This window comes from Streptomyces sp. NPDC028635, from assembly GCF_040637635.1.
Classification (GTDB): domain Bacteria; phylum Actinomycetota; class Actinomycetes; order Streptomycetales; family Streptomycetaceae; genus Streptomyces.
In genome coordinates, this window is sequence record NZ_JBEZWX010000019.1 from 92,179 (window position 1) to 114,361 (window position 22,183).

A 22,183-nucleotide genomic window follows, 5' to 3' on the forward strand; every position below is an offset into this window, starting at 1 on the left:
GCGCTCTCGCCCCCGCGGGCGTTCCCTGTCACGATCTTCGATGACGGGAACGCCCACGAGCACCGGAGTGCGTATGACGGCGGACAGCACGGGGACGGACGGGACCACGCCGGGGGCCGGAGTGGAGGTGCGGCCGGTCGCCGGACACATCGGGGCCGAGATCGACGGCGTCGATCTGGCCGGGGAGCTGAGCGCGGAGGCGGTCGCCGCGATCCGCGCGGCCGTGCTGCGCTGGAAGGTGGTGTTCTTCCGCGGGCAGCGCCTCGACCACGCCACCCATGTCGCCTTCGCACGCCGGTTCGGGGAGCCGGTGCTGCTGCCCCGGCGGGGCAGTGCCTCCCCGGCCGGCGTACCCGAGATCGAGACCACCGCCGACCGCCTCGAACTGGGCGGACGGTTCGGGATGGAGCACGACGAGTGGCTGCGGCGCCGCCGCCACACCCTGCTGCGCGGCTGGCACTGCGACCACGGCGCCCGCGTCGACCCGCCGGCCGCGACGATCCTGCGCGCCGAGACCGTACCGCCGTACGGCGGCGACACCACCTGGTCCAATCTGGCCGCCGCGTACGCAGGACTGTCCGCACCCGTGCGGGAGTTCGTGGACGGGTTGCGAGCCGAGCACCGCCTCGGCGTCGGCTACCAGCCTCGGCCCGGTGACGACGCCTACGTCCGCCATCTGCTCGACCACCAGACCGCGACCGTGCATCCGCTGGTGCGGGTCCACCCGGAGACCGGTGAGCGGATCCTCTTCGTCAACGGCTACTACGTCGAGCAGATCAGCGGGCTCTCCCGTCACGAGAGCCGGGCCGTCCTCGACATGCTCCTGGAACAGGCGGTCCGGCCCGAGTACACGGTGCGCCTGCACTGGGAGCCGGGCACCGTCGCCTTCTGGGACAACCGGGCCACCATCCACCTCGCGCCCGGCGACACCGCCCACCTCGGCTTCCCGCGGATCATGCACCGGGTGATGCTCGCCGGGGACGTGCCCACCGGGGTCGACGGCCGGCCCTCGGAGGCGATCACCGGGAGCGCGCCTGGCCGCTGGTAGGTCAGCCCGCGGGCCGCCACCCCAGGGCCGGTCCCAGCCTGGTCGCCGTGTCGGTGAGGATCTGCACGTAGTCCTCGTGCCCGAAGGTGAACGGCAGCGCGAACGCCACCTCGTCCACCTCACGGAACGCGGGGTCGGCGTGCAGACGCGCGGCGATCTCCTCGGACGGGCCGACCAGATCCGGGGCGAACAACAGCCGCCCGGGACCCTGCGGGGACGCCGTACGCGGCAGCCGGGCGGCCGCGTACGCCTCGTACCGGGCGCGCTGCGCGGGGGTGGCGGAGTCCGTCGGGACGACGACCAGCCCCTGCGAGACCCGGGCGGCCGCGCCGTCCGGATGGGCCGCCCGGAAGGCGCGGATCAGCTCCCGCTGGATGCGCGCGAAGTCCCACGGCCCCTGTGCCTCCTCGGCCTTGACGACGCTGCTGGTCAGCAGGTTCATCCCGTGCTCACCGGCCCACCGGGCCGAGCGCAGGCTGCCGCCGCCGTACCAGAGCCGGCCGCCGAGCCCGGGGGAGTGCGGCTGGACCCGGTCGGAGTAGATCTCGAACCCCTCCCGCCCGCTGAAGTCGGTGACCGGCTTGCCCCGCACCGCGTCCAGCAGCCGTTCCAGCCGCCCGTAACCGAAGTCCTCCACCTCGGCGCTGTCCGGGTACAGGGCGCCCTTCACCTGGTCGAAGTGGGTCGGCGGCCCCACACTCACGCCGGGGTTGAGGCGGCCGCCGGACAGGACGTCCACGGTCGCCAGGTCCTCCGCCAGCCGCAGCGGGTTCTCCCAGCCCAGCGGGATCACCGCGGTGCCCAGCTCGATCCGCCGGGTGCGCTGCGAGGCCGCCGCCAGCACGGCGACCGGTGACGAGATGCCGTACTGCAGGTGCCGGTGCCGCACCCAGGCGCTGTCGAACCCGAGCCGTTCACCGAGCTCGATCAGTTCCAGCGTCGAGGCGTGACCGCGGCCCGGATCGGCCTCGTCGAACAGGCCGATCGTCAGGAAGCCGAGCTTGCGCAGGGGGCGTGCGGCGGGTGGCACGGGCACCTCCGTCGTCCGGGCACCTGGGTGCCGTCCAAGGCCTCGCGACGATCCTACGATCCGGACATTGCGACGGTATGAACGGTTTCGGCCGAGGTCAGTCCAGCGGATCCAGCGTCAGATACGCCTGCTGCGGAGCGCCGTCGTGCACCAGTGACTCGTGGTGCCCCACATCGTCGAAGGCGAAGGCGTACGCCGTGCCGTCGGCCATGCGGTCGTGGATGATCCGGGCGTAGTGGTTGGTCACCGCGTCCTGGTAGAAACCGGCGGCCGAGGTGTCCGGCTGACTGGGGTTGGTCAGCAGCGTGGTGCGGTTGAAGCCCGCGCACAGCGTGCGCGAGATCGGTCCGCGCACCGCGTCGTTGGGGGCGTCCAGCAGCTTGTGGCAGCCGAAGACGCTGTCCGCGTCCGGCTTGCTGAACGACGTCACGACCGCGCCCGTGCCGTCGGTGAAGTTCATGACGCCACCGGAGACCCTGCCGTAGAACTTCTTGCCGGGCTGGTCGGCGAACGGGGTCACGGTCAGCGTGGCGCCGGTGTACTTCTGCCAGACCCGGTTGATGTAGTCGTCCATGACGGACGCCGGCAGCGCGCCGCTCTCCAGCCCGTGCCCCGGGGACAGCGCCCGCAGCGCCGTACCGTCGGACCGGGTCTGGATCAGCTTGCCCCAGCCGCCCGCCTGGGCGCGCAGCGCGTCGAACACCGCGTGGTACCCGCCCGCCTTGAGGTGCCCGGTGCTCACCGTGCTGCCGTCGGACCGCCGCACCCCGACGGCGTACGGCGCGGAGAACATGTCCACCTGGGTGCTGTTGAGCCACAGGCCGCCGTCGTCGAGCGTGTACTCCGACCAGTTGAACAGCGTGTCCCGGTTGGGGTCGCTGGGATTCTGCACGGCCGGCTGCACCAGGCCGCCGGTCGCCAGCCGGAAGTCCAGCTTGCGGCCGTAGGAGAAGTAGATCCGGCCGGACAGCTTCGGAATGCGGATCGTCTTCGACTGCCCGGCGGCGGGCCCGGGGATCGACGCGTCCGGTGCGGGCACGGGCGGTATGCCGCCGCCCGGCCAGGGGTGGAAGCCGCCATCGGCATCCGCCCATCCCTGCTGACCGGTCGTCAGCAGGGTGCCGAGCGTGTAGACGTACACGGACTCCGAGCGGCCGGAGTTGTTGGTCAGTTTCAGCGGGATCGTGTCCGGCACCGAGGCGTGCGCCGCCGACGGCGCCTGTACGGCGACGACGCCACCGATCAGGGCTGCCGTCGCCGTCGCGGCGAGGACCCGGTGCTTCAGGCGTGCGAGCACGCTGCACCTCCGTACGGTGTGGGGGAAGGGGCGGTCGGGACTTGGTCCGGACCGCTTTGAGAGCGCTCTCAGAGTTGCGTCGAGACGCGCTCATGTCAACAACCCGCACAGAGAAAGACGCCCGTGCCGCTACGGCCACGGGCGTCTTGCCCAGATCACCGTTCGCCGAACGTGCGCTCCAGGAGACCGAACAGCGCGACCCAGTGCCGCTCCGCACCTTCCTTCTGGTACGCGGCGGTGTCGGCCTGGGTGTACCCGTGCGGCGCACCCGGGTAGACCTCGCAACGGTGCCGGACGCCCGCCGCGGTGAGCGCGTCCTCCAGCCGCCGTATCTGCTCGGGGTCCATGGACGGGTCCTGGTCGGCGTGCCCGAAGTACAGCTCCGCCTTCACCCGGTCCGCCACCAGGTGGGGGCTGTCCGCGGCGTCGGTCGCGAGCCGCCCGCCGTGGAAGCCGGCCGCCGCGGCGACCCGGTCCGGATACGCCCCGGCCGTGCGCAGCGCGAGCCGCGCGCCCATGCAGTAACCGGTGATCGCCACGGGCCCCTCGGCCACGTACGGCGATGCGGCAAGCCACTCCAGGTAGGCGCCGGCGTCCCGCATCGAGCGCTCGGCGGTCAGCGACTGCATGATCGGACGCAGCTGCTGCCACATCCCCGGACGCGCGTCCGGATCGATGAACTCGGGCAGCTCCACGACCGGCGCCCGCCCATGCCGGTAGAAGACGTTGGGCACCAGCACGGTGTACCCGGCGCCGGCGATCCGGTCGGCCATGGACCGCAGGTGCGGGCGCAGCCCGAAGGCGTCCTGGTAGAGCAGGACCGCCGGACGCGGCCGCCCGTCGGAGGGACGGGCCAGGTAGGCGTCGGCGGTGCCGTCGGCGGCGGGGATCTCGACGTCGGTGCCCTGCACGGAGGTCATGGTGCGGTACCTCATCACGGTCGGCGGGTCCTGGATCCGGAGGACCGGAACCCCCACATCGTTGCACACACCACGGACTTGCCCCGCCCGGCCCTCCTACTCGAAGCGGCTGACGTCCCCGGCGCCGCGCCGCACGATCTCGGCCTCGCCACCGGAGAAGTCCACGACGGTCGTCGGCTCGGTGCCGCACTCACCGGAGTCGAGCACCGCGTCCACCACGTGGTCGAGGCGGTCCTTGATCTCCCACCCCTGCGTCATCGGCTCCTCCTCGCCGGGCAGCAGCAGCGTGCTCGACACCAGCGGCTCCCCGAGCTCGGCGACCAGCGCCTGGGTGACGGTGTGGTCGGGGATGCGCACGCCGACGGTCTTCTTCTTGGGGTGCTGCAGCATGCGCGGCACCTCCCTGGTCGCCGGCAGGATGAAGGTGTAACTCCCGGGCGTCGAGGCCTTGACCGCCCGGAACACGTCGTTGTCCACCCGTACGAACTGGCCCAGCTGCGCGAAGTCCTGGCACACCAGGGTGAAGTGGTGCTTGTCGTCCAGCTGCCGGATGGAACGAATCCGCTCCATGCCGTCACGGCTGCCGAGCCGGCAGCCCAGCGCGTAACAGGAGTCCGTCGGATACGCGACGAGCGCGTCGTCGTTCCGGATGCTCGCGGCGACCTGCGCGATGGTGCGGGGCTGCGGGTTGTCGGGGTGCACGTCGAAGTACTTCGCCATCCGCCGAGCTTATGCCCCCGGCGGCACACCCGCCGACGCGCCCCGCGGCCCGCCTCGCGCTGCGAGCCCCACCCACCGTCAGCCCCTGGGCGGCCGGCACCGGGTCCTTACAGGTGCGCCGTGACTGTCCTCGGGCCCGACCCACCGCACACCGCAGGCGTGACACCAGCCCACCACCCGCAACGGACCGGCACAGGCGGAGAACGTCAGGGGTGGCGAGGGCGACGTGTGCAGGGGGGACGGACGGGTACCCGCCCGTCGCATCGACGGCAACCGCTGAATCGGACGGAGGGTGCCCGCATGACCAGCAACACGGAGACCGGCGGCGTCACCGGCACGCAGGACAAGGACTACAACCTGATCTGGTACGTCGAGGCGTGCCTGAGCAACGCGCTCCGGCTGGAGAACTACATCCAGGACGCCGAGCGCGAGAAGGACACCGAGGTCGCCGACCTGTTCCGCAAGGCCCAGGCGGACAGCCGCAAGGGCGCCGAGCTGGGCAAGGAGCTGCTGCGTGCGCGGCTGAGCGGCAGCTGAACCCCGCGGACGAGAACGGGCCCGTATCCGGAGAAGGGTGCGGGCCTCTTCGCGTACCGGGCCCGCCCCCGGCGGTGTGGTCGAAACCACGCCGTCCACGGGGACCGGGGCGGCGGGGTCACGGGCTACCGTTTTGTGCATTCCCCTTCCCCCAGCGGCTTCGGACGGCCCCGCAGTGCACGCAGACCTCTCCCCGCTCATCGCGGCGACCTCCCACTGGCTGACCAGCGCCTACCCGGCATGCGGCGGCGCGCTCTCCTCCGTCCTGTGCGAGGTCCAGGCCCGGCAGGCCGTGACGGTCGCCGCCTGGCTGCGCTACCCGACGCTGATGGACGCGGCCCTGGTCGGCATGGCCGGGCCCGGTGGCTCCGGCCGACTCGACTGGATCACCGGCGCGGACGGCACGGCCACCGACGGCGTCGAGGACGCCTGGCGGAGCTGGGTCGACGAGGTCGTGGCCAGCTGGGCGGCCTGCCTGCTGGTGGACGAGGACCTGGCGGCGCTGGCGGTGGCCGCGCTCATGGAGGGCGACCACGCCCTCGGTCTTCCGGTGGAGTTCCGCCGCCTGGTCACCCCCGACGACGGCGACCGCCGCGCAGCCGCACTCCTGCGCCACCCGGATCTCCTCGCCCCCGTGGCCGAACTCCACCACGCCCCGCTGCTGGACCTCCTGCGACCGGGCCAGGCCCTCGTCGCCTGAACCCGTCGTTGACGACGCCCCGCACCCGCGTACGGCGGGAAGGGGCCGGGGTGGGGGGTGTCCGCCCGCAGCGTCCGGCACCGGCACAGGGCGCCGTACCAAGCGACGGCCGGCCGGACCGAGGACGGACACCCCCCACCCCGGCCCCGCCGTGGGAACCGGCCGCAGGCGAGACCGCAACCGACCACGCACCGGCACGGGCCGCCGCAGGCAAAAAAAGGGGCGCGGGGAACGGCGCGACCAGCCACAACGAACCCGCACAGGCGCCGCAGGCAACGGCGCCCAGCCACAGGGAACCGGCACAGGCGCCGCAGGCAACGGGCGCCGCAGGCAACGGCGCCCAGCCACAGGGAACCGGCACAGGCGCCGCAGGCAACGGGCGCCGCAGGCAACGGCGCCCAGCCCCCACGCACCCGCAGAGCAACAACGCACCCCGCGCCGCAGGCACAACGCACAGGCTCCGCAGGCACCCGCACCCGCTCAAGCCGCCGTACCCAAAGCCTCCCGCCCCGTCAGGTCCCCCTCCTGCGGCCGAAGAGCCACCGGCACGGCCGCACGGCGGTCCCGCAGCAGCATCCCCGCACCGATCGTGCCCGCGATGAGAAGACCCCCCGCGACGAGGGCCCCCCGCGCGCCCGCCCACTCCATCAGCAGGCCGAGCGCCGGCGGTCCGCCGAGACCCCACACCGTTCCGATGCTGCCCCATACGCCCAGCACCCGGCCGCGCAGATGGGCCGGCGGGTCCGTCTGGAGCACGGCCGTGCCCGCGGTGTCGGAGACGGACTCCACCACGGCCATCGGCAGCACCATCACCAGCAGCACCGCCAGCGACGGCGACAGCCCGGCGACCACCTGCAGCAGCCCGCCCACGGCGGCCAGCATGCCGACCAGCCGCACCGACGGCCGGTGCAGCCGCGCACCCAGGACCGCGCCGAGCATGCCGCCGACCGCGAGCACGGTGGAGACGGTGCCGAAGGAAGCCGCGCCGCCCGCGAGGGGGCCGGTGACCAGGACGGCGAGCGTCAGCTGGTAGTTGCGGCCGAAGACCGCGCTGATGCCGGTGATACCGGCCAGCGCCAGCAGCCGGGGCCGTCGGGCGAAGAAGGCGAGCCCCTGCCGCACGGTCATGTCCTGTCCCTGCTCACGGCGCGGCGCCGCGGCGGCCGGGCGCGCGGCACCTTCGCCTCGCCCGGGCGCCCCGGGTGCGGGCCGCAGGAAGGGGATGACGGCGGCGACGAACAGGAACGACAGCCCGTTCCCGGCGTACGCGGCGGCCGTCCCGAGGAATCCGACGGTGACGCCCGCCAGGGCCGCGCCGGTGAGCCGGCCGGCGTTGTGCACGAGGGCGCCCACGCCGATCGCGGAGGGCAGGTCCTCCGCCGGCACGAGGTCGTTGCCGAGCAGGGCGCACGCCGGTCCGTCGACCGTGGCGACGATGCCCGTGACGGCCGCGAGGATCATCAGCGAGGTCATGTCCAGCCGGTCCAGCGCCACGAGCAGAGCCGTGACGAAGGCGACGGCCCCGAGCAGCGCCTGGCTGACGGTCGCGGTCAGCTTCCGCGGCCAGCGGTCCACGGCCGCGCCGCCCAGCAGGCTCATGAACAGCGCGGGCGCGGCCTGCACCGACATCGACAGGCCGGTCGCGGCGGCGGACCCGGTGATCTGCAGGACCAGCAGGTTCTGCACCGTGAGCTGCATCCAGGTGCCGGCGTTGGAGACGAAGTTCGCCAGCGACCACCAGCGCATGCCGCGGTGACGCAGGGCGCGCCAGGGCGAGCGGGACACGCGGGGGCCCGGCGCGGCGGCGGGAGCGGGCAGGGCGGAGTCAGGAGGGGAAGACAAGGAAGACACAGTGCGGCACTCGAAGACGAGTCGGGGCCCCTGAGGGGCGGTCGGCGGTCACGGGGAACGCCGGCTGCGCTGCACGGTCGTTCGGATGCCGGATCACGGCGCCGACCATCGTGGCAGAAGGGGGTACCGAGTGCTGGCCACCGTCCGCCCGGTGATCGTGCCGGGTCCTGTAAAACGACCCGCGGACACCGCAGTTGAGGGTCGAGTGGGTTTGCTCACAGAGATCGGAGCGCCGCTTCGACGGCGCCGGACGACGTGGCGCCCGTCACCCACGTGAGCCCACCCTGAATGCCACCCGCCCCCTCCGCATCAGACGTCAGAGCATGAAAGCGACTCGCAGGGGCACCCGGGAGCGGCCCTCAGTGCAGAGCACGCACCGCCGGGGAAGGAGTGTCCTTCTCATGACGTCGGAACCCACGCTCGCCTCTCCGCCCCCGTGGCGGCGGGCCCTGGTCACGGGCGGGGCCGGATTCCTCGGCTCGCACCTGGTGACGCGCCTGCTGGATTCAGGGGTCGAAGTCGACTGCCTCGACGATCTCTCGACGGGCCGCCCGGAGAATGTCGCCCCCGTGGCCGACCGCCAGGGCTTCCGCTTCCTTGAACTGGACGTGGCCGACCCCGGTTGCCCCGACGTCCTGACCGGCCCTTACGACCTCGTTCTGCACCTGGCCGGGCCCGCCTCGCCCGCCGACTGTCGGCGCCGCCCGCTGGAAACGCTCGACGCCGGCAGCCTCGGCACCCGCCACGCGCTCGCCGTCGCCGAACGGGACGGTGCCCGCTTCCTGCTGGCCTCGGCGTGCGAGGCCTGCGAACTCACCGGCGGCGCCCTCGGGGCCCCCTGTACCGGCGACGGACACGCCTACGCCGATCCGGTCGACCCGTGCGGCGCCTACGCCGAGACCAAGCGCTTCTCCGAGGCGCTGGTCGCCGCCCATGCGGGCGCCCGCGGCAGCAACGCCGGCATCGTGCGGGTCTTCGACACCTACGGTCCGCGGATGCGCCCCGACGACGACCGCCCGCTCTCCCGGCTGCTCGCCCAGGCCGAGCACGGTGACCCCGTCACGGTGGCCGGTGACGGCAGCCGGACGGTGTCGCTGTGCTACGTCGACGACGCCGTGGACGGGCTGCTGCGGGTGGCCGCCGGCCGCTCGGTGCGGCCGCTCGACATCGGCGGCGAGGAGCAGGTGCCGCTCGCCGAGCTGGCCCGCCGGGTGATCGAGCTGACCGGCTCCGACGCGCCGCTGCAGTTCACGGACGGCACGGTCGGCGCGCCCGGTCCGCATCGGCCGGACACCGGTTTCGCGCGCGAACTCTTCGGCTGGCGTCCCAGGGTCTCCTGGCAGGAGGGCCTGGAACGCACCCTGGCCGCCGCACGGCCGGCGCCCACTCCCGCGATCGTGGGTGCCGGCGGCAGCGGATGGCTGTCGTGACGGCACTGGTCGTACGGCTCGACGGATTCGCCGGCGTCCTGCTCGCGGGGCCCGCCGTGCGCGCGGTGGCCGCCCGGACCGGTGACGTCACGATGCTGTGCAGCCGTGCAGGCGCACCGGCGGCCCGGCTGCTGCCGCACGTGGGGGACGTCGTCGTTTGGGAAGGGGACGCGCCGGAGGGCGTGGGGGAGCGGGGGGAGGAGCTGCTGCGGCGGCTGCGGGAGACGGCGTACGACACCGCGGTGGTCCTCACGCCGCCCGGGCACAGCCCGCTGCCGGTCGCCCGGCTGCTGCGCTCGGTGCGCGGCGCGGCCCGGATCGGGGCCGACGGGGACGAGCCCGCCGGTGTCCTCGACGTCTGCCACCGGCGCGAACCCGGCCGCCACGAGGCCGAGGCGGCCCTGGACACGGCCGCCGCCATGGGCTTTCGGCCCCGGAGCGGGGACGACGGCCGGCTGCGGGTACTGCCCGCGCCGGACACCGCTCAGCTCGCCGGTGGCAACGGACCCTACGTCGTGCTGCACCCCGGCGCCGCGGCGCGGTCCCCCGAGTGGGGCGCCGAGCGCTGCGCGCGGACCGCCGCCCTGCTCGCGGACGCCGGGCACCGGGTCGCCGTGACCGGGACCGCGCGGGAGGCCGCCGTCACCCGGCGGGTCTCCGCCGACACGGCCGTGGACCTGGGCGGACGGACCTCACCGCGCACGCTCGGCGGTGTGCTGCGCCAGGCCGACTGCGTCGTCGCCGGGGACGCGGACACCGCGCACCTCGCGGCGGCCGTCGGCACGCCCGTCGTCTCGCTGCCCTCGAAGGCGGCACCGGTGGGGGACCGGGCGCCGTACAGGGTGCCCACGGTCCTCTTCGCGGACGACACCTGCGCCGGAGCGGAGCGGGAGGCCACGCCGGGGGACGTGGTCCACGCCGTGCGGCGGCTGCTGACCGGGGCCGGATGAGGCACCCGCGAGGGGCACCCGTACACGACGTATGCCCCCATGACTCGCCCTGCCCCGCCACTTCTCCCACGCCGTGGGTCCCTGGCAAAGCTCCCCCCACCCAGCTTCCCCTGCACAAACCCCCGGCACAGGTCCCCCGCCACAGGTCCTGCGGCACGGGGAAGGGCCCGCCGTCCCCGAAGCGGCGGGCCCTTCGACGTGCGAGGTGAGCGTGCTCGGTCGGGCGAGGTGAGGCGTGCTCGATCGGGCGAGGTCAGGCGTGCTTGCCGCGTCCGGACAGCGCGTCGCGGATCCGGTCCACCAGGCCCGCGCCGGGCGCCAGCATCTTGTTGGCCGGCGGCTTGTCCGGTGCCATGGGGTGCGGGCGGGTCGGGGCCGTCTTCTTCGCCTGACGCACCTTGTCGCCCAGCTGGTCCAGCGCCTCCGGAGGGCACGCGGCGCGCAGCTTGGGGAAGAGGTTGGCCTCCTCGTCGGCCACGTGCGAGCGGATCTCCGTCATGAGCCTGCCGACGAGGCGGTCGAACTCCGGGTCGGTCGCGTCGCAGCCCTCCAGGTCCTTCATGATCTGCTCGGCCTCGGCGTGGTCCTCGAGCTCCTTGTCGGCGATGGCGTCACCGCCGGGCACGTGCTCGCGCACGGCCGGGTAGAGGTAGGCCTCCTCCGCCACCGAGTGCCGCACCAGTTCCATCGTCACCTTGTCGGCGATGAGCTTGCGGTCCTTGCTGCCGGGCGGCAGCGCCTCCATCTGGCCGAACATCTCCTCGACTTCCCGGTGATCGGTCACCAGTTCGTCGATGACGTTTCCACCATGGCCAGCCATGTTCCTTCACCTCCGGGGCAGGGCACGCGGCGGTCCCGGACGGAACCGCCGTCCGCCACGGGTGCCCCGGGGCTCCCGGGGCTAACGCGCCGCCGGGGCGCGTGGCACGTCCGGAGGAAGCCGCGAAGCGCCCCGTCGGAGAGAGGGTGCGGCCGTCCAGCGGCCGTCCATTGGCCACAGCGGCGTGCGGGGAGGGGGCGGTGCGGGACATTCCGTCGAGTGCGCCCCCGGTCGTCCACCCGGAGAATGACCGCCGCACGCCCCACGCCCCGCCCCCGCCCGGGCGCGATGAGCGCCCGTTCCGAAAGGATGCCGATGCCGCACAGCGCAGCAGCCCGCAGCCCGCTGGCCGGAGTCCTCGTCGCCGACTTCGGACGCGTCCTGGCCGCCCCGTACGCCACGATGCTGCTGGCGGACCTCGGTGCCGACGTGATCAAGGTGGAGCATCCGGACACCGGCGACGACACCCGGGCCTGGGGGCCGCCGCACGCCCACGGTGAAGCCACGTACTACCTGTCCGTCAACCGCAACAAGCGTTCGGTCGGACTCGATCTGCGCGACGACGGCGACCGTGCACGCGCCCGGGAGCTGGTGCGCCGCGCCGATGTCCTGTTCGAGAACTTCCGCCCCGGCACGATGGACAAGTACGGCCTCGGGCCGGGACCGGCGCTGGAGCTGAACCCGGGCCTGGTGTACTGCTCGGTGACCGGTTTCGGCAGCGGACCGGGAGCGGCCCTGCCCGGGTACGACCTGCTCGTACAGGCGGTGGGCGGGCTGATGAGCGTCACCGGAGCCGAGCCCGGGCGGCCCGTGAAGACGGGCGTCGCCGTCGTCGACGTCCTGACCGGGCTGCACGCGGCCGTCGGGGTGCTGTCCGCCCTGCGTCACCGCGACGCCACCGGCGAGGGGCAGCACGTCCAGGTCGACCTGCTGTCCTGTCTGCTCTCCAGCCTCGTCAACCAGGCCGGCGGCTACACCCTCGCCGGCAGAGTGCCGGGCATCCTCGGCAACCGGCACCCCTCGATCGCGCCCTACGAGGTGTTCCGGGCGAAGGACCGGCCGTTCGTCGTGGCCGTCGGCAACGACCGCCAGTTCGCGGCGCTGTGCCGGGGCCTCGACGCGCCGCACGTCGCCGCCGACCCGCGCTTCACGAGCAACGCCGGCCGGGTGGCCCACGTCGACGCGCTCGCCGGGCTGCTGGGCACGCTGCTGGCCGAGCGCACCGCGGCCGACTGGTTCGACCGGCTCACCCCGCTCGGCGTTCCGTGCGGACCTGTCAACGACGTGGCCCAGGCGTTCGACCTGGCCGACTCGCTCGGCCTGCGTCCCCGCGCGACGGTCACCGGGCCCGACGGTGCCCCGATGGACCTGGTCGCCAACCCGATCGGCCTCTCCCGCACGCCGCCCCGCTACGACCGCCGTCCGCCCCGGCTGGGCGAACACACGGACGACATCCGGGCGTGGCTGGACAGCTGACGGCGGGCCCGGGGCAGGGGGTCACTCGGGGCCGTCGCCGCCCGATCGCCACAGCCGCCCGGTCAGTCCCACCGGGTTGCCGGCCGGGATCAGGCGGCTGCCGACGACCCGCCGGGCCAGGGGTTCCAGCAGGGCCGCCAGGCGCAGCGCCGCGTCCTCGCCGAGGGCCTGCCACGGCTGGTGGGCGGCCGCGTCGGTGCGGGCCTCCACCGCCTCGCGCAGCGCCGTGCCCTCGGCGGTGAGGGCGCCCGCCGGGTCCAGCAGGCCGCGCACGCGCAGTTCCTCCTCCGCGGCCCGCCAGGTCGCGAGGTCCCACTTGCGGCCCTCCCGCAGCAGCGCGGCGTCCGACTCGCCGGCCGCCGCTTTGAGGACCATCGCCGCGACGGGGCCCAGCCCGCTGGTGACCAGCGCGGCGACATGGCCGTCACCGCGGTGTTCGCGGAGCGTGGTCAGCGCCTGCCACAGCCGTACGTGCGGCAGCCGGGGGGCGGGCAGGGCCTGGTTCGCGGCGCCGAGCACCCGGCCGGCCGTGTCCGCGCCCGCCGCCGCGGCCCAGGCCAGCTCCGCCGCCTCGGCCACCTCGGGCGAGGCCACGGTGTCCGCGCCCAGCACCCGGGTCATCGCGGCGTCCATGGCCTGCTCCCGCGCCGCGAGCACGGCCCCGGGAGCGGCGTACCGCCACGCGTCCGGCAGCGCCCGTGCCACCCGGTCGGCGTGGAAGACGTAGAAACTGCTGGTCACGACCGGGGCCGCCACGGGACCGAGGGGGGCGGCCCGCAGCGCGAAGTAGCCCATCCAGAAGCCGCGCAGACCGAGGCCGTCGGTGGCCTCGCGGGCCTCGGGAGCGAAGTAGAGCAGGTCGTGCACCGGTTCGTACCGCTCCCACAGCACCCGCGCCAGTCCGTCGCTCATGCCGGCCTCCCGTTCCTCGGCTCCCGTCGCCCGGCACCGGGCCGGACTTCCTCGCTGCCAGCAGCATCCGCCATGACAGCCGTCATAACAAGCGCCCTCACCGTGGGCGCCGTCGGCGCTCTGTCGGCCGGGCGGCGCGGGCCGTACACTCCCAAAGCGCCCACAAGCGGGCGTAGTTGACGGGGGGAGCCGCCATGTCCGGGTATCCGTACGGCCCGAGCGGGCCGCAGGCCGTGCCGCCACCACCGCCCATGCCTCCGAGGCCGCCCGCCCCGCCGCCCGTGCCCGCGGACGGTCTGCGGGCCGCCGCCGTGGCCCTGCTCAACCTCAGCGGGCTCGGGCTCGGCTACGCGCTGCTGCGCCGATGGCTCCCCATGGCCGCCTGCTGGGTGGCGACCGCCGCGCTGCTCCTGGTGGCGCTGCCCGCCGACGCGGACGGTGTGCCGGGCGCCGCCGTCGTCCTGTACGCCGCCTCCCTGGCCGCCGCCGCCGTCCACGGCGCCCTCGCCGGGCTGCGCACCCCGCTCACCCGGCCGCCCCGTGCACCCGTCGCCCTGCTGCTCGGCCTGGTCCTGCTCGCCGTACCCGCGGGGGGAGTGGTGCTGTACGACCGTGCCCGCGACGAGGCCGTGGAGCGGATGCTGCTCGACCGGCTGGCGGAGGCCGACCGGCTCGTGCGGACCGGCGGCACGCAGTCCTTCACCGTCGCCGAGCCCGCCTACCGCCAGGCCCTCACCGCCTACGACGACCTCGACGCCAACCACCCCGGCTCCCGCGCCGCCCACACGGTGCCCGAACGGCTGCGCACCTACTATGCGACGATCGGAGCCCCGTACGACCGCGAGGACTACTGCGGGGCGATCGCCCCTCTGACCTACCTGCGCACGGTGCCGCGGACGATGTCCGCCAAGAGTGTCGGCACGCTGGCCGCCTGGCCCGACGACCGGCTGGCCACCTCGCTGTACGAGTGCGGGGCGACGGCGCTCGCGGGCGGCGACGCCACCTGGGCGGACCGGTTCGGGGATCTGCTGAGCGCCTTCCCCGGCTCACCGCAGGCCGCCCGGGTGGAACCGGCGGTGCGAGGCGCCGTGGGCCGGGCCGAGCAGGACGTGCGCGGCACCGACCCGTGCGCGGCCGTCGAGCGGTTGCGCGCTCTCGGCACCCGGATCACCGGTCTGTCCGACCGGGGCGCGGGCGCCCGCGAGGCGCTGGCCAAGGACGCCGGGCGCGCCTCCACCGGTGCGGACGCGGGCGCCTACCCCTGCGGCGTCGACCAGTACAAGGACGGTGACTTCGCTGCGGCGCAGAAGACCATGGAGGACTTCGCCGCCGGGCACCGCGGCGACCGCAACCGTGCCCTCGCCGAGAAGATCGCCATCGCCGCGGAGGTCGCCCAGACCCTGCCCGCGGCCGGCAAGCACCTGCCCACCACCGCCGGCGGCGGCAGCGTCTCCGTGACCGTCAAGAACGACAGCCCCGACGACATCCGGGTGCTGTACACCGGCCCGGTCACCGGCTCCTTCACCCTCAAGGGCTGCGGCAGCTGCACCGCGTACTCCTGGAGCAGCACCCTCAACCCGGCGTTCAAACCGTGCGACGACAGCGGCAGGGACTATCCGCAGCGCACCCTCCACCTGCCGCCCGGCACCACCTGGTTCGTCCACAAGCCGGTCGGCGGGACCAGCACCGCGGGCTCGGACACGGCCAAGCTGTCCTCCGACTACATCTACACGGAGTGCGCGTACACGACGCAGGGCCTGGGCACCGGCACCACGTCCTGACACCCGGCCGGGAGCGGGGCCGGCTCCGCCGCCGGTGCGGACCCGGCCCCTCCTAGGCGGTCGCACAGGGCGGGTCGTACGGCAGTGGGCGAACGTAGCGGCTCCACTGCTGCCGGCTCAGGGCGCCGGAACTCGCTGCGCAGATACGGCTGACGGCGGACTCGACCTTCAGGTCCCACAGCGTCGCCACGCCGTCGTCGGTGGTGGCGGCCAGGGTGTGACCGTCCGGGCTGAACGCCAGCACGGCGACGAATCCGGTCTCCACGGTCAGCGGCACGCCGATGGGGGCGGGGTGGTCGGGATCGGTGACGTTCCACAGGTTGATGGTGCCGTTGTCGGTGTGGCCGGCCGCTGCGAGGGTGCGCCCGTCCGGGCTGAACGCCACCGACCACAGGCTGCCGCCCGGCACGGTCAGGGGACTGCCCCTGCGCGTCAGGTGGTTGGGGTCGGTGGCATTCCACAGGGTGACGGTGCCACGGCTGTTCCCGGTGGCGAGAGTGCGGCCGTCCGGGCTGAACGCCACCCAGGTGCTGGTGGTGGTCGGCTGGTCGATCTTCCCTCCGACGCGGACGCCGGCGTCCGTCGTGCTCCACAGACCGACCTCGCCGTTGCCGTTGCTGCCGGCGCCGGCCGCCAGCATCGTGCCGTCGCGGCTGAACGCCAGGGACCGGACGGAGGTCGTGTGGTCGTTGGAGATGCCGGGCCGGCCGGCGGGGTGCGCGGGGTCGCTGACGTCCCACAGCGCGATGCTGCCACGCCACAGTGCGTCGCCGGCCGCGGCCAGGGTGTGGCCGTCCGGGCTGAACGCCAGGGCGAAGACCGGGCCGCCCGCCCCGGTGAGGGGCTCACGGAGACGAACGGGGTGACCGGGGTCGGAGGTGTTCCACAGCGTGACGGTGCCCCCCTTGTCGCCTGCGGCCAGGGTGCGGCCGTCCGGGCTGAACGCCACGGCCTCGACCGGTTCCCTGCGACCGGTGAGCGGAACACCGCGGGGCGCGGGGTGGTTGGGGTCGGCGGTGTTCCACAGGGACACGGTGCCGTTCTGGTTTCCTGCGGCCAGGGTCCGCCCGTCGGGGCTGAACGCCACGGAGGCGACCGTGCCGCCGGCGCCGATGATCCGGGTCGGCGGCAGGTTCCACAGATCGACGTTGCCGTCGGTGTTCCCCGCGCCGAGGGTGCGGCTGTCCGGGCTGAACACCACCTCGGTCACCGCGTCGCCGGGGCCGGTCAGCGGCCGTCCCAGAGGGACGACGGCCCCGGGGTGGGTGACGTTCCACAGATGGACGGCGTGGTCGGCGCTGCCGGCCGCCAGGGTATGACCGTCCGGGCTGTACGCCACCGACATGACGGCCTGGGCGGGCCCCGTCAGCGGCTTGCCCTGGGGGGCGGGCCGGCCGGGATCGGCCACCTGCCACAGGTGGACCGTGCCGTCCTTGCATCCGGTGGCCAGGGTGCGGCTGTCGGGACTGAACACCAGGGCGTTGACGTGTTGACCCGCCTTCAGCGAACGGCCGCGGGCGGGATGGGCCGGGTCGGACATGTTCCACAGGCTGACGGCGCCGGCGTCGTCGTCGCACGCGGCCGCCAGGGTGCGCCCCGTGGGGCTGAACGCGATGCGACCGGAGAAGACGTCGGGGCAGTCGAGGTCCAGGGGCGCCCCGGCGGGTCTGACGTCGTCCGGGCGGGTGACGTCCCACAGGCTGACGAGTCCGGCGTGCCAGCCGGCGGCCAGCGTACGGCCGTCGGGACTGAACGCCAGCGATTCGATGGCGGACGCCGCGTCCCAGTCTTGAATGGCGGGAGCCTTCGGCCGGCCGAGCAGGACCGGGTGGCTGGGGCTGGTCAGGCTCCACAGGTCGACGAATCCGCCGGAACCGGCGTCGCCGTTGTGGCTGGTGTGGCCGCCGACGGCCAGCACCCGGCCGTCCGGGCTGAACGCGAGCGAGAGGACCGAATTGACGGAAGGGTCCTCGGGCACAGGCCGGCCCAGCACCACCGGACGACCGGGATCGGAGACGTCCCACAGCCGGACGAGGTTCTGGTGGACGTTCCCGGCCGCCAGCATGTGCCCGTCGGGGCTGTAGGCCACGGTGTACACCGCGCCGCGCGGGCCGGGGAGCCGGGTGTCCAGCGGTGTGTTCTCGGTCGAGAGGAGCCGGGACGCCGCCTCGGGGGTCGGGTCCATGCGATAGGCGGTCAGCGCGAGTTGGGCCGACAGTGAAGGGTCGGTCGACGCCAGCTGCACGGCCTCGGAGGTGACGGCGGCGTTGACGGCCTGGTCGCGGGCTCGCAGCGCCCGGGCGGCGGCGGCCCGGGCGTGGGACTCCTGCCGGAAGGCGAACACCGCGGCCAGCGAGGCGACCACGGCCAGGACGGTGATGGTGGCGACGGCGGCACGCCGCAGCCGCTGCCCGCGCCGTCGGTGGTGGCGGGCGGCCGCCAGGAACGCCCCGGCGGCGCCGCTGAGTTCCGGCCCGTGCGTCTCGGCCCAGGCGAGGGCGGCCTCCAGGCGGTTGCCGCGGTACAGCGCGGCTGCCTCCCGGCCGGCCCGCTCCCAGAGCGCGGCCGCCTCTTCCAGATCCTGCCGTACGAGGTTGCCGTTGCGGTCGTGCTCGATCCAGTCCCGCAGCCGGGGCCAGGCGCGGATGAGCACCTCATGGGTCATCACCACCGTGTCCTGGTCGCGGGTCAGCAGCCGGCCGCGGGTGAAGTCGTCCAGGACCCTGACGGCCGCCTCCCGGTCCGGCGCGTGACGCAGCAGCTCGTCGTACGGGACGCGCCGGCGGCTGTCGTCGGCGTCGCGTCCCACGATGACCAGCCGCAGGAAAACCCACCGCGCGGCCTCCCGGGACGACGGCGGCAGGGCGTCGTAGAGCCTGTTGGCCGTGGTGGCGATGGCGCCCTGGATGCCGCCGGTGACGCGGTATCCGTCCACGGTGAGCGTGTGGCCGTGGCGCTGCTGCCAGGTGGCCCGCAGGGCGTGGGCGAGCAGCGGCAGCCGGCCGGTGGTGCTCGCACCGGCCGGCCCCCCGACCGCGCCCAGGTCCGCCAGCAGCAGCTCGACCAGGCCGTCTTCGACGTCGAGCCCCACATGGCCGGCCGGGCGGCGGATCACGTCCTTGAGTTCGTCCTGGGTCATCGGCTCCAGCAGGACCGGTCCGGCCTGCAGCGCCGCCCGGAGCTGTGGGTGTGCCGTGCACGCGGCGTAGAAGTCCGCGCGCACGCCCAGCACCACGATCGCACCGCCCGTGGGCCGGGCCAGCCGGTCGAGCAGGTCGATAAACCACTTGCGTTCGCTCTCGTCGCCGCAGGCCGTGAAGACCTCCTCGAACTGGTCGACCACGACGACCAGGCCCGCGGCGGGCGACTCCCCGGCGGGCGCCGGGTCGCCGGCTCCGGTGATCTCGCGCAGCTCGGCAAGGCACCCCGCCGGGTCGGCCCGCCACGCCGGTGCGGTACGCCGGGCGGTCTGGGCGTCGAGCCCGGCGGCGGCCGCCAGCGCCAGGGCCGGGGAGGCCGTCGGGGTCAGCAGCAGCCGCGGCCAGGTGCTCGAGCCCGCCACCGGAAGCCGGCCCTCGTCCAGGGCCGGCAGTACCCCGGCCGCGAGCAGGGAGGACTTCCCTGCTCCCGAGGGGCCGATCAGCACCAGCGGGCCGCCCTCGTGCATCCGGGCGTCCATCCGCTCGCACACGAGGTGAACCATGCGCTCACGGCCGTAGTACCACTGCTTGTGCTGCGCGCCGAACGGAGCCAGGCCCGGGTACGGGCACAGCACGTGGCCGGCGCCGGGGCCGGACAGGGTTCTTCGTCCCTCGTCGCCGACGCGGACGTGGATGTCGCGGCCGGCCTGGAAGACGCTGCCCCCGCCGGTCGCGCTCGCCTCCAGCCCTTTCGGCTGCCACAGGGGCGGCCCGTCGGGGGGCGGGGCGCCGGTGCCGCGTTCCGTCACGCCTGTCCGCCCCGGGTGACGGTCATGTCCCGGCCGGCCTGGAACGCGTCACCGCCGAAGACATGTGCCTGCTGCGTCATCGAGCCGGTGATCCGCTGTTCCGGGGTCCCGGCAGCGAGCGGTTCCCCTCCGAACAGTGCGCGCAGCTCGTCGACGGCGTCCGGCCGCGTCGCCATCAGCCGGATGAGGCGGGCCTGCCACTCGGCGACCAGCAGCCCCTCGAGCTCCTGGGCGCCGCCCGCCTCCCGTGCCCGCAGCAACTCGCCCCGCGCATCGGTCAATTCCCCCTCGACACGCTCCGGGTGCGCGGACCGCCACAGCGACAGCACCGAGGACTTGACCGCGGCCCAGCCGTCCGTCGCCAGCAGATCGATCAGGCACGCCGCGGCCGCCGATGCCAGACCGGCGAGTTCCACGCTCGTCTCCATGTCCTCTCCTTCTCCCTTACCGCCCGTGGGCCTCGATCGCGGTCAGCGTCAGGTGGGAGGCGATGAACACGCGGTCGCCGCCCACCGTCCACCGGAATCCCACGTCGGGCTGCCCGGGGTCGCTGTACCTCCACCGGGCCCTGCCGGTGGCCGCGTCGATGGCCCACAGCGTCTTGGCGGCGTCGGTGGCGAAGACGGTGTCGGCCGAACACTGCGCGCTCTTGCCGGAGATCCTCAGGGAGGCGTTGAACATGTTGGAACCGCCGAGGTCGTTGGCCCCGTCGAGCGTCGCGACCCACCGGGGCGTGCCGTCGGCCACAGCCAGGGCGACCAGGTCGGCGCCGACCGGTACGTAGACGGTCGCGCCGTCCGGGGCGGCGAAGGGGGCGCCGATCTGGACCTGGTCGCCGCTCTTCGCGTCGAAGCGCTGATGCCATTTCTCGCTGCCCTTGGCCGCGTCGACGGCGAACAGCGTGTCGCCGTTGCCGCCGGCGAACAGGAACAGCCCGGCGGCGTAGCACGTCAGCGGCCAGCCGGGGGTGAAGTAGTACGCGGCGTGCGGGACGGACACCTTCCAGCCGCGGGCGCCTTTCCGGCCCGCGTCGATCATCTGGACCCGGCCGGGCTTGTCGCCCGCGACGGCCGAGGTGGCCAGCAGGTGGGAACCGGAGGGCGGCACCAGCACGTTGTTGATGTCCGTGCCCTTGACCCGCCACAGCCCTTTGCCGGTCGCGGCGTCGAACGCTCGGATGTAGCCGTTGCTGGGAGCCTCGGCCGAGAACGACCCGGACAGGTCCAGCAACTGCCCGCACACATATACCGTGTTCCCCGCGACAGCCACATAGTGACTGAGGTACATCGCCGCACGCGCGCCGCCGCCGGGGTCGGCGTCGGCCATCTTGGTCGCCCACTTCACCTTTCCGGTTGCGGCGTCGAACGCCGCCAGCAGGCCTGACTCGCTCGGTGTGTCGCAGAGCAGGTAGAACACTCCGTCCGCGTACGCCGTCAGGTATTTGTCGCTGCTCGTGCCGAAGCTGTTGGTCGTGTTCAGCGGGGAGAACACGGTCTTTCCGGTCGCGGCGTCCAGGAAGGACGTGGCGGTGTTCGTGACCACCATGACCACCTTGTCGGACGCCTCCAGGCAGGTGGGGGCGTGCTTCCCGGCGCCCGACCATGCCTTGGCGGCGTCGGGTCCGGCCAGCACGATCGATTCCGGGCCGTCCGTCGAGGACGGCGACGTGGAGGGGGACGGCGTGGGGCGCCCGGCAGGCGCGGAGGCGGGCCGCCTGGCGGATCCGGGCTCGCCGGGCAGGCCGTCGGCTGCCGGCGACGAGTCCCCGGAGTAGGCGAGTGCCGCCGCGGCTCCGCCGAGCACGGCCGCGCCGCCGGCCAGACCGATGATCAGTTTCCGCCGGCTCACGCCTGTGCCGGCGGCGGTCACCGGCGGTGGAGGCAACAGGTGCCTGCCGCCGCTCCCGGCGGACACCGAGGGAGGGGGTGACAGGTGTCCGCCGACACCCCCGGCGGACACCGAGGGAGGCGGTAACAGGCCCGCGCCCCCGCCGCCGGCGGACACCGCTCCCACCGACGCGGTCGCGGCGGCCATGTCGGCGGTCACCGCCGGCGGCAGCCAGCAGCCCGTCAGGGCCGGCAGGTCCTGACGCCTCAGATACTCGACGAGTTGCTCCGCGGTGGGACGGTCCGGCGGGTCCGGGTACAGGCAGCCGCCGATCACCTCGCGCAGTGACACGGGCAGGGCGTCCGGGTCCGGTTCGCCTCCGGAAGCCGCGAACAGCACGGTCGCCCCGAGGCCGAACATGTCGTCCGTCGGTGAGGGCGCCGGACTGCCGGTGGCTCCCGCGATCCCCAGGGCGGCGATGCGCGGCCCGTCCATGGTCAGCAGCACCGAGTCCGGGCTCACGTCGCCGTGGACCGTCCCGGCCGCGTGGAGGGTGGCCAGTGCCCGGGCGAGGCCGTCGGCGAGCACCCGCAGAGCCGGTTCGGACAGCGGGCCGTGCCGGTCCACCGCCTGCCGGAGCGGCAGTCCGGCGGTGAACCCGGTCGCCAGCCAGGGAACCGGCGCGTCGGCGTCGGCGTCCACCACCGGTGCGAGGAAGGCACCGGACAGCGTCCGTACCGCGTCGACGGCGGCCCGGAACCGGTCCCGGAACCCCGGGTCCGCGGCGAGTTGGGGCGCCACGAGCGTGACCGTGACCAGGAGCCCGTCGTCGGTGCGGGCCGCGAAGACCTCGCCCCCGCCGACCGTGCCCCGCCGTCCGAGCAGCGCATAGGGACCGATCCGATGAGCCCCGCCCACGGTCCGGTGGGCACCGT

General features: G+C 74.1%; 17 protein-coding genes. 7 read left to right on the top strand and 10 right to left on the bottom strand.

Annotation, left to right across the window (positions count from 1 at the left end):
* The first annotated feature begins 73 nt into the window (after positions 1 to 73).
* A complete protein-coding gene (locus tag AB0E88_RS21290) occupies positions 74 to 1,048 on the top strand; it encodes a TauD/TfdA family dioxygenase (RefSeq protein ID WP_361632569.1) in 975 nt (324 codons plus the stop codon).
* A gap of 1 nt (position 1,049) precedes the next feature.
* Here the strand turns inward: AB0E88_RS21290 and AB0E88_RS21295 are convergent, their stop codons facing one another.
* The 4 genes from AB0E88_RS21295 to AB0E88_RS21310 form a co-directional block, all read right to left on the bottom strand.
* Positions 1,050 to 2,078, bottom strand: a complete 1,029-nt coding sequence (locus AB0E88_RS21295) for an LLM class flavin-dependent oxidoreductase (RefSeq protein WP_361632571.1) — start codon at positions 2,076 to 2,078, stop codon at positions 1,050 to 1,052.
* Positions 2,079 to 2,175: 97 nt separating this feature from the next.
* Positions 2,176 to 3,375 (bottom strand): glycoside hydrolase family 64 protein, encoded by a 1,200-nt coding sequence (locus AB0E88_RS21300; RefSeq protein WP_361632573.1) that lies wholly within the window; start codon positions 3,373 to 3,375, stop codon positions 2,176 to 2,178.
* Positions 3,376 to 3,530: 155 nt separating this feature from the next.
* A complete protein-coding gene (locus tag AB0E88_RS21305) occupies positions 3,531 to 4,295 on the bottom strand; it encodes a dienelactone hydrolase family protein (protein WP_361632575.1) in 765 nt (254 codons plus the stop codon).
* A 96-nt stretch (positions 4,296 to 4,391) separates the two neighbouring features.
* Positions 4,392 to 5,015 (bottom strand): L-threonylcarbamoyladenylate synthase, encoded by a 624-nt coding sequence (locus AB0E88_RS21310; RefSeq protein ID WP_361632577.1) that lies wholly within the window; start codon positions 5,013 to 5,015, stop codon positions 4,392 to 4,394.
* Positions 5,016 to 5,315: 300 nt separating this feature from the next.
* Between AB0E88_RS21310 and AB0E88_RS21315 the strand changes: the two genes are divergently transcribed.
* Together AB0E88_RS21315 and AB0E88_RS21320 are read left to right on the top strand one after the other, a co-directional pair.
* A complete protein-coding gene (locus AB0E88_RS21315) occupies positions 5,316 to 5,552 on the top strand; it encodes a hypothetical protein (protein ID WP_361632579.1) in 237 nt (78 codons plus the stop codon).
* Positions 5,553 to 5,727: 175 nt separating this feature from the next.
* Entirely contained in the window at positions 5,728 to 6,252 is a 525-nt protein-coding gene (locus AB0E88_RS21320) for a hypothetical protein (RefSeq protein WP_361632581.1), read from the top strand.
* A gap of 480 nt (positions 6,253 to 6,732) precedes the next feature.
* On the opposite strand, the gene AB0E88_RS21325 is transcribed toward AB0E88_RS21320, so the two are convergent.
* Complete coding sequence (locus AB0E88_RS21325) at positions 6,733 to 8,037, bottom strand: MFS transporter (protein ID WP_361632633.1); 1,305 nt, start codon at positions 8,035 to 8,037, stop codon at positions 6,733 to 6,735.
* Between the two features lie 467 nt (positions 8,038 to 8,504).
* Here AB0E88_RS21325 and AB0E88_RS21330 point away from each other — a divergent pair, with 467 nt between their 5' ends.
* Together AB0E88_RS21330 and AB0E88_RS21335 are read left to right on the top strand one after the other, a co-directional pair.
* Positions 8,505 to 9,533: an NAD-dependent epimerase/dehydratase family protein gene (locus tag AB0E88_RS21330; RefSeq protein ID WP_361632583.1), complete on the top strand. Its 1,029-nt coding sequence runs from the start codon at positions 8,505 to 8,507 to the stop codon at positions 9,531 to 9,533.
* Positions 9,521 to 10,483 (top strand): glycosyltransferase family 9 protein, encoded by a 963-nt coding sequence (locus AB0E88_RS21335; protein WP_361632585.1) that lies wholly within the window; start codon positions 9,521 to 9,523, stop codon positions 10,481 to 10,483. Before AB0E88_RS21330 ends, AB0E88_RS21335 begins: the two co-directional genes overlap by 13 nt.
* Positions 10,484 to 10,736: 253 nt before the next feature.
* Here the strand turns inward: AB0E88_RS21335 and AB0E88_RS21340 are convergent, their stop codons facing one another.
* Positions 10,737 to 11,303: a hemerythrin domain-containing protein gene (locus AB0E88_RS21340; RefSeq protein ID WP_361632587.1), complete on the bottom strand. Its 567-nt coding sequence runs from the start codon at positions 11,301 to 11,303 to the stop codon at positions 10,737 to 10,739.
* A 309-nt stretch (positions 11,304 to 11,612) separates the two neighbouring features.
* Here AB0E88_RS21340 and AB0E88_RS21345 point away from each other — a divergent pair, with 309 nt between their 5' ends.
* Entirely contained in the window at positions 11,613 to 12,779 is a 1,167-nt protein-coding gene (locus AB0E88_RS21345; RefSeq protein WP_361632589.1) for a CoA transferase, read from the top strand.
* A 21-nt stretch (positions 12,780 to 12,800) separates the two neighbouring features.
* Here AB0E88_RS21345 and AB0E88_RS21350 read toward each other — a convergent pair whose 3' ends face one another.
* Positions 12,801 to 13,691: a hypothetical protein gene (locus AB0E88_RS21350; RefSeq protein ID WP_361632591.1), complete on the bottom strand. Its 891-nt coding sequence runs from the start codon at positions 13,689 to 13,691 to the stop codon at positions 12,801 to 12,803.
* Between the two features lie 194 nt (positions 13,692 to 13,885).
* On the opposite strand from AB0E88_RS21350, the gene AB0E88_RS21355 reads away from it, so the two are divergent.
* Positions 13,886 to 15,472: a hypothetical protein gene (locus AB0E88_RS21355; RefSeq protein ID WP_361632593.1), complete on the top strand. Its 1,587-nt coding sequence runs from the start codon at positions 13,886 to 13,888 to the stop codon at positions 15,470 to 15,472.
* 52 nt (positions 15,473 to 15,524) lie between these two features.
* Here the strand turns inward: AB0E88_RS21355 and AB0E88_RS21360 are convergent, their stop codons facing one another.
* From AB0E88_RS21360 to AB0E88_RS21370, 3 genes are read right to left on the bottom strand one after another with little or no spacing between them, the layout of a single operon-like run.
* On the bottom strand, positions 15,525 to 19,421 hold the full coding sequence (locus tag AB0E88_RS21360) for a hypothetical protein (protein WP_361632595.1): 3,897 nt from the start codon (positions 19,419 to 19,421) through the stop codon (positions 15,525 to 15,527).
* Complete coding sequence (locus AB0E88_RS21365; RefSeq protein ID WP_361632597.1) at positions 19,418 to 19,849, bottom strand: hypothetical protein; 432 nt, start codon at positions 19,847 to 19,849, stop codon at positions 19,418 to 19,420. The genes AB0E88_RS21360 and AB0E88_RS21365 overlap by 4 nt, the downstream gene beginning before the upstream one ends.
* Positions 19,850 to 19,865: 16 nt before the next feature.
* Entirely contained in the window at positions 19,866 to 22,166 is a 2,301-nt protein-coding gene (locus AB0E88_RS21370; protein WP_361632599.1) for a PQQ-binding-like beta-propeller repeat protein, read from the bottom strand.
* Positions 22,167 to 22,183 lie beyond the last annotated feature (17 nt).

What these genes read in the sequence shown, in the direction of transcription:
- AB0E88_RS21290 (WP_361632569.1), top strand. Translation starts at nt 74, where the DNA reads ATGACGGCGGACAGCACGGGGACGGACGGGACCACGCCGGGGGCCGGA.
- AB0E88_RS21305 (WP_361632575.1), bottom strand. Translation starts at nt 4,295, where the DNA reads ATGACCTCCGTGCAGGGCACCGACGTCGAGATCCCCGCCGCCGACGGC.
- AB0E88_RS21310 (WP_361632577.1), bottom strand. Translation starts at nt 5,015, where the DNA reads ATGGCGAAGTACTTCGACGTGCACCCCGACAACCCGCAGCCCCGCACC.
- AB0E88_RS21315 (WP_361632579.1), top strand. Translation starts at nt 5,316, where the DNA reads ATGACCAGCAACACGGAGACCGGCGGCGTCACCGGCACGCAGGACAAG.
- AB0E88_RS21330 (WP_361632583.1), top strand. Translation starts at nt 8,505, where the DNA reads ATGACGTCGGAACCCACGCTCGCCTCTCCGCCCCCGTGGCGGCGGGCC.
- AB0E88_RS21335 (WP_361632585.1), top strand. Translation starts at nt 9,521, where the DNA reads ATGGCTGTCGTGACGGCACTGGTCGTACGGCTCGACGGATTCGCCGGC.
- AB0E88_RS21340 (WP_361632587.1), bottom strand. Translation starts at nt 11,303, where the DNA reads ATGGCTGGCCATGGTGGAAACGTCATCGACGAACTGGTGACCGATCAC.
- AB0E88_RS21345 (WP_361632589.1), top strand. Translation starts at nt 11,613, where the DNA reads ATGCCGATGCCGCACAGCGCAGCAGCCCGCAGCCCGCTGGCCGGAGTC.
- AB0E88_RS21350 (WP_361632591.1), bottom strand. Translation starts at nt 13,691, where the DNA reads ATGAGCGACGGACTGGCGCGGGTGCTGTGGGAGCGGTACGAACCGGTG.
- AB0E88_RS21355 (WP_361632593.1), top strand. Translation starts at nt 13,886, where the DNA reads ATGTCCGGGTATCCGTACGGCCCGAGCGGGCCGCAGGCCGTGCCGCCA.
- AB0E88_RS21365 (WP_361632597.1), bottom strand. Translation starts at nt 19,849, where the DNA reads ATGGAGACGAGCGTGGAACTCGCCGGTCTGGCATCGGCGGCCGCGGCG.